A 13,588-nucleotide genomic window follows, 5' to 3' on the forward strand; every position below is an offset into this window, starting at 1 on the left:
CGGGGTTTTCCGGCCTTCATGTGAATCGTTTCACTCATCATTCGCACCACACATCCTGCCAAGCGCAGGGAAAGGAACACCCGTGCCCCAACCCATTCGAGGCCGACAGCGGCGCACCGTCGCGCTCGCGGCGGCAGCGACCTTCTCGGTCCTCCTCACTCCGCTGCTCGCCGCCCCGGCGACTGCTGAGCCGATCACTCCCCCGGCGACGACACCCGTCATCGACGCCGCCGCGTTCGCCGATCCGCCCGCATCCGTCCGACCGATGTTCCGGTGGTGGATGCCGCTGGCGTACACCGAGGACAGCGTGCTGCGCGAGCAGCTCGACCAGATCGCCGCCTCCGGAGCCGGCGGCGTCGAGGTCGCGCCGTTCATCGTCGCCGGCGAGGGCAATCAGAGCAACGCGTTCCTGGCCGAATACGGCTGGGGCACACCCGCCTGGGCTCACAAGATGGAGGTCATCACCGAGAAGGCCGCCGAGCTGGGCCTCATCGTCGACCAGAACCTCGGGCCGCACTACCCGCCGACCGTTCCCACTCTGAACAGCTTCAACCAGCCGGAAGCAGAGCAGCAGCTCATCTTCGGCTGGTCAGCTCACGCACCGGGTGAGACGATCGCCGGCGCCCTCCCGGCGCCCCTGACGGCGCCACCCTCGGTCGCGACGAAGCTCACCGAGGCGGCGACCGCGGGCCAGACGAGCCTGACCGTCTCGAGTCTCGGTGGCTTCGCGGTCGGCGACGTCGTGACGCTCGGGGCGGATGGGTCAGCTGAGAAGGTCACGGTCACCGCCCTCGGCGACCGCCTCGGCGCAACCGGAACCCTGACCGTGACCCCGGTCTCGGCCGATCACGCGGCCGACGCGCCCCTTGTGAACGTCGCAGAGACCACTCGCCTCCGCACGGTGATCGCGCAGTGCGAAGCCGACTGCGCACCGGGCAGCGAGGGCCCTGCCGCGCTTGTGCCCGGCACCATCCTCGACGTGACCGACAAGGTCGTCGACGGGCAGCTCGACTACACGTTCCCGACCGACGGCAACCGCTGGGCCGTCATCGACTTCCAGCAGACCGCATCCGGCCTCGTCGGGCAGCGCGGCGGCTACACGGCGACGCAGCCGAACTACGTCGTCGATCACCTCGGCAGAGGCGGCGTCGACATCCAGGCCGACTTCTGGGACGAGAACATCCTCACCGACGCAGTCAAGGCGAACCTCGACAAGGTCGGCGGCGGCGCCATCTTCGAGGACTCCCTCGAACTCGGCGAATCCCAGAAATGGACGTGGAGCTTCCTCGAGCAGTTCGAGGAGCGCCGCGGCTACGACGCGACCGAAGTCCTCCCCGCCCTGGCCGGCATCGGCATCCAGGGGTCGCACGAGGCGGCGTTCGAGATCGGCGACATCGGCGACAAGGCCCGCGAGGACTACCGCGAGACGGTCAGCGACCTGTTCATCGACGAGTACGTGACCCCCATGCAGTCGTGGGCGCAGACGCACGGCCTCGACTTCCGCGTGCAGGCGTACGGGCTCCCCACCTCCACGTCGCACGCCTCCTCTGCAGCCGGCATCCCAGAGGGCGAGTCGCTGAACTTCGGCAGCCCCAACCCGCTCGGAGCTGAGCAGAACTACCGCGCCGTCAGCGGGGGCGCGCACCTCGCAGGCAAGGACGTCGTCTCGGTCGAGTGCTGCGCCGTGTTCTTCGGCGGCTACCGCTCCGGCATGGCCGGACCCAACATCGGCGGGCAGTTCTCGGACAGCGGCGAGGGGTCCGTCCTCGGCGGCAAGTACTCGCAGGGCCTGCTCGACAGCGTGTACAAGAGCTACGCGGGAGGCGTGAACCAGCTCGTGTGGCACGGTTTCGCGTACCCGGATGCACCCACCGGGGTCGGGATAGCGGGTCGCGATGGCGGCACCTGGCCCGGCTACCAGCCTTGGGACATCTTCGGCGCGCTCAACGTGAACGACGTCTTTGGACCCCGCCAGGCCAACTGGGAGGACATGACGGGTGTCAACGATGCCCTCGCCCGCACCCAGTACGTGCTGCGCGAAGGCCAGGCGAAGCTCGACCTGGGCGTCTACTACGAGGACCTGGGCCTCAAGGGCTCGTCGGTGAGCGGCCAGCAGGCTGAGCAGCACATGCTCGGCACCAACTCCGCGACCTCGTCGGCCGGGTACACCTACGACTACTTCGCACCCCAGTTCCTCGCAGAAGAGGGCCTGGCACCGGATGCGGACGGCGGCCTGTTCGGCGACCGCTCCGGGTACAAGGCGGTCGTCCTCAACGACCAGCGCACGATCTCCCTCGATGGGGCACGCTCGCTGCGGGACCTCGCGAAGCAGGGCCTGCGGGTCTACGTCGTCGGGCAGGCGCCGAGCGAGCTGACCGGGGCTGAGCCTGGGGCCGAGGAGCTGGCGACCGTCGTCGCGGAGCTCCTCGCGCAGCCCAGCGTCACGCAGCTCGCAACCGAGGCGGAGCTGCCCTCGGCTCTCGGTGGCGACTCGATCACGCCCGCCGCGGCTCCGAGCGGTCAGGGCTCGGCGCTCGGCTTCGTGCGGCGCGCAGCTGACGGCGTCACGTACGACTTCGTGTACAACCGATCCGGCGAGGCAGTCCAGCAGACGCTGACCCTCGCGGGCACCGGCCGCCCCTACCAGCTGGACCCGTGGTCCGGCGAGGTGACGCCGGTCGGCGAGTTCACGCAGGACGGTGACAGCGTCACGGTCTCCATCGACGTCGCCGCTCACGACACCGCCATCTTCGCGCTCGTCGACGAGACGCAGCCGGGCACGCATGCGGTCGCGAGCGACGCGCAGGTGCTCGCGCCTGCGGCTGACGGCAGCGTCTCCGTGCGCGCGACCGGTGACGGCGCGTTCCGCACGGAGTTCAGCGACGGCACCTCCACGACGACCGAGGTCAGCGGATTGGCACCGGCTCAGGGGCTGACCGCCTGGTCACTGGCCGCTCAGACGTGGGGCCCGGGGCCGGACTCCACCGGCATGACGGCGTCCAAGACGCTCAAGACCGACCAGCAGGCCATCGAGATCACCGCAGACGCTGACGGCAAGCTGCCGTCGTGGCTCGAGATCTCCGCTGATGTCGACCTGAGCAGCGCATCCGGACTCGGCACCTACAGCACCACGGTGACCCTGCCCGACACCTGGAAGAAAACGGACGGCGCGTACCTCGGACTCGGTGACGTGCTCGACACCGCTCAGGTCTGGGTGAATGGGCAGCAGGTCACGGTGAACCAGGCCGACCGCTCGCGAATCGACCTCGGTCAGCACCTCGAGCCAGGTGACAACTCGGTCGTCGTGCGCGTCGCCACCACCATGTTCAACGCGGTCAAGGCGACCGGCGACTCCAACTACCAGACCGCGGAGAACCAGCGCACGGGACTCATGGGGCCCATCACGCTGACCCCCTACCGCGACACGGTGGCACTCGCCGCGCCCGAGCCGACCGTGAGTCCCGAGCCGACGGGCGAGCCCACGCCGCAGCCGACCTCGACGGGCGGCACCGGTACGACCGCGCCGACAGCGAGCCCCGGCAACGGCGGTTCAGGTGCTGACGGCCAGGACGGCGACCTCGCCACGACGGGCGTCGACGGCAGCCTCGCCGGCTTCCTCGCGCTCCTCGGGGTCGTCCTCGCGGGCACAGGGACGGCGTTCCTCATCAAGAAGCGCCGCGGACGCGCGACCATCGAGTAGTCCAGAGCAGAACCGGGCGCGGCCCCTGCATCCACGAACGTGTGGATGCAGGGGCCACGTTGGTCAGACCCCAGCCTCCTCAGGCATGTCCGGTCCGCGTCCTGCGGCAGGTCGAAGGTGGCCGCGCGCACGTCGTTCAGACGCCGAGATGAACGATTGCGGCGGAACCATCCGCTGCCACAGGTTTCCTTCGGAGAAGCGACCGCTTCCATCGCTGCCGCTCCAAGAACACGTCGAGCACTCGCACCGGGCCACCAGCCACCCAACCACGCGGGTCGAGCGAGGACGATTGCGCACGCGAAGGCTGGCGCGATCAAGACAAGGGAAATGACCTCCACGGCGCACCGGAGACAACCTGGCACACCGGCGCCGCGGCCGCCCAAAAAGACGCAGAAGCACGGCCCACATGCCAGGCAACAGAACAGGGCGGTGGCGAGCATGCACTACCGGGACCTGGTGGCAACGCACGTGAAGCCACGTTTAGCCCAGGAGGAACTGAATCCTCAGTGCTTATTCATAGTCAACCCTCGTGGACTCCGGCACCAGAAACGATCGTTATCGGGAGACGATGCGATCCCTGCACTCTGGTCAGATGGATATCAAGCGCGCCGCACAGTGGAACAGCAACATCCACTATCACCACCTCATCCTCGATGCCCTTCCTCCGAACGCTCAGACCGCCCTCGACGTTGGCACCGGCAATGGATTACTTGCCGCCGAGCTGCACCAGCGCGTGCCCGCCGTCATTGGGCTCGATCCTGACGCGGAAGCGTTGGAATCTGCGCACGGCGAGGATCACGACGTGACCTGGATTCACGACGATGTGCTGACCTACCCGCTGCCGCTCGCATCGTTTGACGTAGTGACCTCAATCGCGACCATCCATCACCTTCCCAACCTCGATCAAACGTTTTCCCGCTTCGCAGAGCTGGCCGCTCCGGGAGGCATGGTCGCGGTCGTAGGCCTTGCTCGCTAATCGCGGCCGCTTGATTACGTCTACGACGTCGAGGGTCTCGTCCAGCAGCGCGTCTACGAACGCCGGTACGGCATCTGGGAGCACTCGGCACCCGTCGTCTGGCCGCCGCTCACACGTACCGCGATGTGCGCCGCAGTGCCGACCAGGTGCTGCCGGGCGCCAGATGGACTGGGCTGGCGATGTGGCGTTACGCGATCATCTGGCACAAGCCACGCGACTAACGATCGTTTCGGCAAGTCGATAGCTGCTGGCCCCAATCTCTGGGCGGTGACGGTCAGGCCTACCTGATGAAACCCACCTAGCCAACACCCGTCACGACGTTGACGGTTCATGCGACCCGCGCACTGATCGTTACCTGAGTCGACCAGATAACAAATTGTCTCAAGATGAATGATTCCGCATAGTCGTGCGACTTTCGCATCGAGTCCAGCACATAGGGTTGTCGAGTGGACTGGACTATTCCGAACAGTGTTCGAATCGGTAGTCCACACAGATTACGACCGACCCAGACAGATTATTCTCACGGATAGGCAACAAGTTGCGCAAAAAAATCAATCTCTTCGCGAGTTTCTCGCTCATCGGCGTCTTGGCATTCAGCCTAGCCCCGTCAGTAAGTGCTGAGGAGAGCACCCCTACCGTCCCTGAGACCACAAACGGAACTCAGCTCGCGCGGCTCGTTGATGGCCAATGGGAGGCGGTCGACGCTGCTCCCCTTGACCTGCACAACGCACCCGCACCGGAAGGCGAAATGAGCCCACAGCTCATAAGCTTCGATCAGTGGTTCCGATGCTTCTCGCTGAACGAAAGTTCTGAGGTATTTAGCACATACGAATTCCCCAAGGACGGGGTTGGATATCCAATCACGCTCCAGTGCGGGAATGACGTCTACGGATACAAGCACATCCGCGCTGGCAAGGAGACGCAGTGGCAGCAGAAGATTGATGCCGGCCTGGCCGCTGGGTGGAACCCAGACATGCAGGCAGTAGAATCCTGGGACGATCTCATGAACATGGCGACTGCTTCATTCGTCTCTGACCCAGGCGAAGGCCTTAAGTACAGTGCAGTCAGCCAGAAATACTGCACGAACGGCATAATGGGATTTGTCAACGCTCAATTTGAGCCGGTTTACCAATTCCGGGTAACCGTCTCTTGGTCAGAGAATAACGCGCGAATCATCACTTCATACCCCGACCCCCGCACCTACTGCAACGCGAACTAATCAGAATAAGCAAGCTTCGGAAACCGAAATGAACATTGAAAAGCATTCTGTGGTCGTGGATCCTGATACCCAGGTTGAACTTCTGGTTCCTTCATACTCGACTCCAGCGGAGACCATTCTGCGCGCGCAACACCAGCGAGATGGAGCTTTAGTATGCATTCGGGTCTACCCAGAACACGCGACTGACTGGCCCTTGTGGGCGTCAGGCGATAAAGATCTAGCTAACCCTGACACTCTGGGGATCAGCGATAGTCTCGTAGAAAGCTTGCGCGCTTGGCAGCACGAATGGTCACAACAGGTGGGTCCAGGTCTCGGCTGGACCAGCGAAGAAAGCATGAGCGATTGGGTGCGGCGCGGGGACATCTTGTGCGATGCCCTCATAAGGGAACTGTGGACACGGGCTGTGGTCCTCCCCGAGTACCAGCACCAGCACATTCGCGAGGCAGATCAGCACTAGCGCCTTCGTTACCGGATGTCAGGAACGGGGCACTTCCTTCTCGGCAGTGCTCCGTTGCTGCATCCTGTCGAACCACCAGCCAGCGGTTGCTGCTGCCCTCTGTCTCGCGGATCGACCGTTTGCGCACAGCACTCTCAACCGGGCACTGTAGATAAATGACAGGCGAGCGCGCGGTGCGCTAACGATCGCTGCTGCGTCCCTCTTCGGGTGCGGCGCGCTTCGCCTCCATCGCTTGCCTGACGAACGCTGCTCCTGTCGGTGTCTGAGTTTGCTCGTCCATTTTCTTCTCTCCTCCGTGTTGTCCACTCTGGTCGAGCGAGCGGTGTGAGATGAAACGGTTCGCTGTCGAACACGATCATGTGCGCCGAGACTCCCGCCACAACAGGGTTCCGGAGAACGTTTGCGGCAGCTATTCCGGGGCGCCGGGCTCTATCACGCCGCAGACGATCGTTTCCGGGAAGTGCCTTCTCAGCTGTAAGAACACCACCACGTCAGGACTGCGCCACGCTTGCTTCTAGGTGCTGATCAAATAGCGTGACACCATTCAGCCATGGAGATCGCAGCCCTCATCATTTCCGGCCTGTCGTTTGTCATCGCAATTGTGGGTACTGCGTTGGCGAACAAGCGATCCAAGGAGGCGCTGGCTGAGTCGCGCAAAGCTGCTGCCACCGCCATCTGGTCCGCCGTACAGCAGGCTGTCCAGCGGTTCATAGGTTTCAATCCAACGACTGAGCCGGTTGGTGATCGGCTCGCGGACTTCCGTATCGCGACGATCGCCCTCGTCGACGAACTGGATGACTGGGAAGGGCTTGATACTTGGCTGGAGTCGGAGCGCGCCCTGGGCACGGTCCTCGCTCGGCAAGTGATGAAGTCAGCTCAGCCGGGCGACTCGAGCGACGAGCGACTAGCCGCCCTCGCCCCCTACCAACTATGGGCTCAAGTCCTGGGCCAGAACTTGCGACGATTCCGGAAGGTCGGGTTCGTGCCTGCGGCCGCATCGCAGCTCCAGGCCGCGGCCGAAGAGCAGATCAAGGCCATCTCTGCCAAGCACGGGTGGGAGCGACCTCCGACTGAACACCCCGGCGTGAGACCGATTGAGCTTTGACAGCAGTTGGGGCGGAAGGGTCTTGAGTATCGCTCTCCTCAGGCTTTTCATCTAGGGTGCTGCCATCCCCCGCGGCCAGGTGCCGCGGGACCGGCCTCTCCAGGCTGAGGCACGACCCCATGAGCGTGGGCAGGACCCAGCTCATCTTTCCGCTGGGAGCGCCAGGCGCGCTGGAAGCGAGATCGGTGGAAGAAACCATCTTCTTCTGACCCTGCACCCAGGAGCAGCGGAGCATCAGCAGCACATGAGTTCCATCGATCCCCCCCAACGCCCGATTGCTCAACCATCGGTGCTACTCCTGGCTCTGGCACCAGATGGAGCTTCCATGCTCGACCCAACAGTGATCGCCGCCATCCCCACCTTGCTGTATTCAGTCTCGATCACCAGTGCGGTGATGGTCGGAATTTTCGATAGAGGCCCACGGGGAGTAGCTGCTCGACAGGTTCTCTCGACACTCCTTCGCGTAAGGAAGAAGTGAAGATGCCGAAGTGCACCAGACGACGGGTGGGCTCGATTTGGGACAAGAGCAAACGGTCCGCCATGTTGAAGTCAACGTCCCTTAGGCTTCCGTCGGCGAACAGCACTGCGGGAGTGGGGTCGTCATGCGTGCATCACCAAACTGGCCGACCGCGACGAGTTCAGCTGGGCCGCCCGCAACTCACGCCCGAAACCATTTGGCCCAAAAGAACTTTTTGAACTGGTCCACGTTTACGGACGGCCTACGCCAGCAGCGCCGCACTCCGACCGGAAACGATCGTTTGTGGGCGAGAGGTCGAACTGGTCGCCCTCGACGTCGACACGCCGCGTTCGGATTGCCCAGAACTCTGCACCGAAACTCAGACTGCCCGAAACTATATCTAGACCGTTTTCGGGTGGGCCGGTAGACTTGAATGACATCGACGAGAGGGGGGCCATCATGGCCGCTGAGTTCAACATCGAGGCCCGCTGGCCAGAGCTGTTCGCTGCCCTCGATGACGCCACGCGAACGGCCGTCGTGAATACGTTCGCGTCGAGCTGGCACGAGGGTTGGGTGCCGAACCGCGAGGACGTCGAGAACCTGACTGATTTCGTGCGCGGCGCGATCGACGAGGCCGAGTACGACCGGCGCGCAGCAGGAGCCGCCGAGCGCCATCGCGCGCACGCCACCGCGAGCTGATGGCGTCGCAGTTCTCCTCCTGGGACTCGTACTTCTGGGAGCCGGGCGGCCCCGTGCTGCGCAACCTCTACGGAGAGCGCGACGGGGCCGTCTTGGCGCAGCGCGAGTATGCCGAGACGGGCAAGCAGCAAGCGAAGATCGAGCTGGGCATGACGCCGATCCCGAAGACATACGACGCCGAGCACCTGCGCGCGATCCACAAGCAGCTCTTCGGGAACGTCTACGAGTGGGCGGGAGAGTACCGCACGGTCGGCATCCGGAGGAACCTCAGCGAGTTCGCCCACCCGGCCGACGTCCCGCAGTACCTCAGTGATGCCAACCGGATCATTCGCGGGGCCGACTGGCCGACGATGGATCGCGACCAGTTCGCCGCGGCGGCTGCCGAGGTCTATGCCTACGTCAACCAGGCGCACCCGTTCCGCGAGGGCAATGGCCGGTCGGGCAAGTTGTTCATGCAGCACGTCTCCGAGCTGAGCCCGTTCCGCATCGACTACAGCCCCGCCGTGTCGGGCGTGAGTCCCGAGCTGTGGAACCAGGCGTCGATGCTCTCTGGTCCCGATCGCGGCAGCTACGCGCCGCAGCCCGCGTCGCTCGTGCCGGTGTTCCGAGCGATGGCCGTGAAGCGGCCCGGGCAGAGCTACGACGTCGACCGAGGCTGAGAGGAAGAGGCAGCATGAGCAACATCGTTGGCTACGCGCGAGTGTCTAGGCACGATCAGGACCCGGCCGCCCAGGAGGCCGAGTTGCGAGCAGCGGGAGCTGCGAGAGTGTTCGTGGATCACGGCGAATCGAGCCGCGTCGCGGAGCGGCCGCAGTGGCTCGCCTGCCTCGACTACTTGCAGGAGGGTGACACCCTCATGGTGCGCCGCCTCGACCGCATCGCGGGCAGCGAGACGATGGCCGTTCAAGCCATCAGTGAGCTGCACGATCGCGGCATCAACATCAAGAGCCTCACTGAGCCCGACATTGACACGACCACGCCGATGGGGCACGCGTTGTTCGGCATCGTCGCCGTGTTCGCGCAGCTTCGTGTGGACACGATTCGGGAGAACACACAGCGCGGGCTCGCGCATGCGCGAGCCCAGGGCCGCGTCGGCGGCCGCCCGTCTGTGATGACGCCTGAGCGCACGACTGAGGCGGTACGGATGCGCAGGGAAGGTCACAGCATCGCCGAGATCGCGCGCCTGCTCAGCGTGGGCTCGTCATCGGTATCGCGGGCGCTCGGGCGCGTCGACAGAGAGACGGCGTCGCGCGCGTCGCAAACGTAGATCGTCTGGTGTCACAGCCCACTTCTCGCAGCTCGTCGACGGAGCATCCGACCGACCGTTCGACCGCGCCGCCCAGCGCTTTGCCGCCTCATATTCGGCGGCTGCGACCGGCGCGCAGCCTCCCTCGACTCCAGCACTGACAATGAGGATGCACTTTTCGTGCAGTATTCTGCACTCATGGATGAGAGCACCGCGCACCTCGCGAGCGCCATCGGCGTGCGCGCGCGCCAGGAACGCCAGGTCAGGGGATGGACGCTCGAACAGCTTGCCGAGCTGGCCAGCGTGAGCCGGAGGACTCTGGTCAACATCGAGCAGGGGTCGGCGAATCCGAGCATCGGCACGCTGCTCCGCCTCAGCGACACACTCGGAGTCGAGCTCGCCGCGCTCGTCGAGCAACCAGATGCGGCGGTCGCGTTGAAGGTCACACCCGCCGGGGAAGGCGCGGCGCTCTGGAGAGGCCGGCGGGGCGGCAGCGGGGTCCTGCTCTCCACGACGAAGGCGCCGAACGTGGTCGAGCTCTGGGAGTGGACCATGGAGGTCGGCGAGCGCCACGAGAGCGAAGCGCACGCCATCGGCACCCGCGAGCTGGCGCAGGTCCATGCCGGGGAGGTCACCTTCACGACGGGCTCCGAGCGGGCAACCCTCGGACCGGGTGACGCGATCACGTTCGTCGGCGATGCTCCGCACAGCTACGCCAACTCGGGCCGGACGCCCGCCACATTCACCCTCACCGTGTTCGAACCGGGCGTCGGCTCGAACACGGGAGGCGCCCCGCTCACCACCAACGACAGGACGTGACCATGTTCACCGGACTCAGCGCATTTCCCCTGACACCGCTTCGCGACGACGTCATCGACCTCGCCGCGTTCGAGGGACTCGTCGCCCGACTCGTCGAGGCGAAGGTCGACTCGGTCACGGCTCTCGGGTCGACGGGCTCCTACGCCTACCTGGATCGGAGTGAGCGTCGGCAGGTCACCGAGGCGGCGATCGCCGCAGCGGGACCGGTGCCGGTCATCGTCGGCATCGGGGCGCTGCGCACGTCTCAGGTGCGAGCCCTCGCCGAGGACGCGCAGGATGCGGGTGCCGCTGGCGTGCTGCTCGCCCCGCTGACCTATCAGAAGCACACCGAGGACGACGTCTTCGGCCTGTACGAGGACGTCACGGCTGACCTCTCCGTTCCGCTGGTCGTCTACGACAACCCGGGCACCACCCATTTCACGTTCTCGGACGAGCTGTACGGGCGCATCGCGGAACTCCCGAACGTGGCATCGATCAAGATCCCCGCGATCCCGGCCGACCCTGCCAGCGCTGCCGCACGCGTCGACGCGATCCGAGCCCGCGTCCCAGCGCAGGTCACCATCGGCATCTCAGGGGATAGCGCTGCGCAGACCGGCCTCAGCGCTGGTTGCGACGTCTGGTACTCGGTGATTGGCGGCACCCTCCCGCAGCTCGCGACAGCCATCGCGCGGCCCGCCTTGGCCGGCGACGTCGACGCCGCGCGCGCAGCATCCAACCGCCACCAGCCACTCTGGGATGCCTTCGCGAAGCACGGCAGCCTGCGCGTCACGGCCGCGATCGCCGAGCATCTCGGGCTCGTCACCAGGAGCAGTCTGCCCCGCCCGATCCTCGGTCTCAGCACCGAAGAGCGCCTAGACGTAGCGAAACTCGTCACAGACCTCGGCCTCCAGAACTGACGCGATGACCGACGACACCTCCGCCGCGCGTCCGAGATGGGGGCTGACCCGCTACGTCACCGCCGCCACGCTCGCCCGCAGCGCCGACGGCGGGGGCGTCGTCGCCATCGTGCTCATCGTCACCGCGAGCGGCGCCCCGGGCTGGCTTGCAGGCGTCCTCGGCGCGAGCCTGACGGCCCCGCACCTGCTCGGCCCGCTCATCGCCCGCCGCCTGGATACGGCGCGCGATGGCCGAAACGTCATCGCCATCGCCTGCGTCGTCCACGGCGCAACGCTCGCAGCCGCCGTGCTCCTGTATCCGCTGACCTGGGCCATCGTCCCCGCGGGGCTCCTGGCGCTCTCCGGCCTCTTCGGCCCCTTTCTCACCGGTGGCATCAGCAGCCGCCTCCCCGCGATCGCGGGGGTGGATCGGGTGAGCCAGCGACGCGCCCAAGGATGGGATGTGGCCACCTACGGTCTTGGTGGCACGCTCGGGCCCAGCGTCGTGGCGGCCATCGCAGCCTGGTCGACGCCGACCGCGGCCGCGCTCGTGCTCGCCGCGGGCACGTTCGTCGCGGCAGTGCTCGTGCGATTCCTCCCACCTGCGCCCGCAGCCGGTGCAGGAGCAGATGTCCCCCGGCCATTCCGGACCCTCCGCCTCATGCTTCGGTCCGGCCGACTCCGCCGCACGCTCTCGCTGACCGTGATCGTCGCATTCTCCGTCGCGACCCTGCCGATCGTCGCGGTCGCCAGCACGGCCACCCTCGACACCGCGGCCTCCGCAGCCGCAGTCCTCACCGCCGCGTACGGAGTCGGCAACCTTCTGGGTTCCGCCGGCGTGACGATCCGCCCCCTGCGAGGGGAGGCGGATGCCCTCCTGCCAAAGCTCGCCGCAGCGACCGCACTCGGTCTGCTCGCCGTGATGCTATCGCCCAGCTTCTGGTTCTCGGTGGCCGCGTACGCCGCGGTCGGCGTCGCGAACGCCTGCTTCTTCGCGGCGACGCTCGCAGCCCGGAGCGAGTACTCGCCACCGGAGGCCCGCGGCCAGGTGTTCGTCTGGGTCGGTGCGCTCAAGATCACCGCCGGATCGGCTGGGACGGCCGCCACGGGAGCCATCATCGGGGTTGCCGCGGCGCTGCCGCTGCTCGGCGTCATCGTGGCCATCTTCGTCGCCAGCGCCGTCGCGGTGCTGGAACGAGTCCGGGAGTCACGTCGCCGCCTGCGCGCCGGTCACGACGCCGGCTGAGCGAGTCCGAGCTCAGAGTCGTTCGGTCACGTACGACTGCAGCTGCACGCGGAACGCTCCTACCGCATCCACGTCGGACGCCAGGAGCCACTGCTGCGTCAGCCCCGCCCTGAGGCCGGCGATCTGGACGGCCGCGAGCTCCAGCGGCACGTCGGCGCGAGCGTACAGCCCTCTCTCCTGCAGGTCCGTGAGCGCGTCGAACGCCGTCGAACGCAGGAACTCGTACCAGCGCGCTATCGAGGCGTGTGCTGGATGCGTGGGAGCTAGCGCTTCGGCCGACACGATGCTGAACATCAGAAGTCCCTCTGGCTTGGCGACGTCGCGAGTGGCGAGCGCAAGTAGCCCCCGCAGGTAGGAGAGCCCGGTGGAGAAGTCGAGGCCGACCTCCGCGGCGGCGCGCTGACCGCGGCGCTCGAGGAGCGTCTCGAGCAGCACGGCCTTGTCCGGGAAGTGGTGGAGCACACCGGTGTGGGACATGCCCGCCTCGACGGCGATCTCGCGGATCGATGCCGCGTTGAAGCCCTTGACCGTGAACACACGCGTCGCCGCATCCAGGATCTCGTCGCGTCGCGGATGCGGGGTGACGTCCCGTCGCGAGTACCGCGGGACGGAGCTGTCGCTGAGGCCTGGAGGCATGTCCTCATTGTCTCTTGCCGCGTTCCCTAACACGTGTTAGGTTCACCCGTGAATCGATTCAATCGAAGCGGTTCGCGCCGCACACCGCAGCTCTCCCCCACGGTGTGCGCCCGCGCGACAGTTCACACCCCGTCATTGGCAAAGATGCCAGAG

Annotated in this window: 11 protein-coding genes; 10 read left to right on the top strand and 1 reads right to left on the bottom strand. The window is 66.1% G+C overall.

Features of this window, described 5'->3' with window-relative positions; translation table 11 throughout:
* Positions 1-82 precede the first annotated feature (82 nt).
* The 10 genes from F8O03_RS17100 (at position 83) to F8O03_RS18470 (ending at position 12,799) form a co-directional block, all read left to right on the top strand.
* Positions 83-3,700, top strand: a complete 3,618-nt coding sequence (locus tag F8O03_RS17100; RefSeq protein WP_151424950.1) for a glycosyl hydrolase — start codon at positions 83-85, stop codon at positions 3,698-3,700.
* 529 nt (positions 3,701-4,229) lie between these two features.
* Positions 4,230-4,676: a class I SAM-dependent methyltransferase gene (locus F8O03_RS18300; RefSeq protein WP_208851901.1), complete on the top strand. Its 447-nt coding sequence runs from the start codon at positions 4,230-4,232 to the stop codon at positions 4,674-4,676.
* Between the two features lie 538 nt (positions 4,677-5,214).
* A complete protein-coding gene (locus F8O03_RS17110; RefSeq protein ID WP_151424951.1) occupies positions 5,215-5,895 on the top strand; it encodes a hypothetical protein in 681 nt (226 codons plus the stop codon).
* Between the two features lie 1,007 nt (positions 5,896-6,902).
* A complete protein-coding gene (locus F8O03_RS17115; RefSeq protein ID WP_151424952.1) occupies positions 6,903-7,457 on the top strand; it encodes a hypothetical protein in 555 nt (184 codons plus the stop codon).
* 916 nt (positions 7,458-8,373) lie between these two features.
* Complete coding sequence (locus F8O03_RS17120; protein WP_151424953.1) at positions 8,374-8,613, top strand: antitoxin VbhA family protein; 240 nt, start codon at positions 8,374-8,376, stop codon at positions 8,611-8,613.
* Complete coding sequence (locus tag F8O03_RS17125) at positions 8,613-9,272, top strand: Fic/DOC family protein (RefSeq protein WP_151424954.1); 660 nt, start codon at positions 8,613-8,615, stop codon at positions 9,270-9,272. Before F8O03_RS17120 ends, F8O03_RS17125 begins: the two co-directional genes overlap by 1 nt.
* A gap of 14 nt (positions 9,273-9,286) precedes the next feature.
* On the top strand, positions 9,287-9,880 hold the full coding sequence (locus tag F8O03_RS17130; protein WP_151424955.1) for a recombinase family protein: 594 nt from the start codon (positions 9,287-9,289) through the stop codon (positions 9,878-9,880).
* A gap of 177 nt (positions 9,881-10,057) precedes the next feature.
* Positions 10,058-10,678, top strand: a complete 621-nt coding sequence (locus F8O03_RS17135) for a helix-turn-helix domain-containing protein (RefSeq protein WP_151424956.1) — start codon at positions 10,058-10,060, stop codon at positions 10,676-10,678.
* A 2-nt stretch (positions 10,679-10,680) separates the two neighbouring features.
* Entirely contained in the window at positions 10,681-11,574 is an 894-nt protein-coding gene (locus tag F8O03_RS17140) for a dihydrodipicolinate synthase family protein (RefSeq protein ID WP_151425013.1), read from the top strand.
* A 4-nt stretch (positions 11,575-11,578) separates the two neighbouring features.
* Positions 11,579-12,799: an MFS transporter gene (locus F8O03_RS18470; RefSeq protein WP_244296352.1), complete on the top strand. Its 1,221-nt coding sequence runs from the start codon at positions 11,579-11,581 to the stop codon at positions 12,797-12,799.
* A 12-nt stretch (positions 12,800-12,811) separates the two neighbouring features.
* On the opposite strand, the gene F8O03_RS17150 is transcribed toward F8O03_RS18470, so the two are convergent.
* The gene (locus F8O03_RS17150) at positions 12,812-13,435 is read right to left on the bottom strand and encodes a TetR/AcrR family transcriptional regulator (protein ID WP_151424957.1); all 624 of its coding nucleotides are present in this window, start codon (positions 13,433-13,435) and stop codon (positions 12,812-12,814) included.
* Between the last annotated feature and the right edge of the window lie 153 nt (positions 13,436-13,588).

Origin of the sequence: Pseudoclavibacter terrae (genome assembly GCF_008831075.1) — a bacterium.
Classification (GTDB): Bacteria; Actinomycetota; Actinomycetes; order Actinomycetales; family Microbacteriaceae; genus Pseudoclavibacter; species Pseudoclavibacter terrae.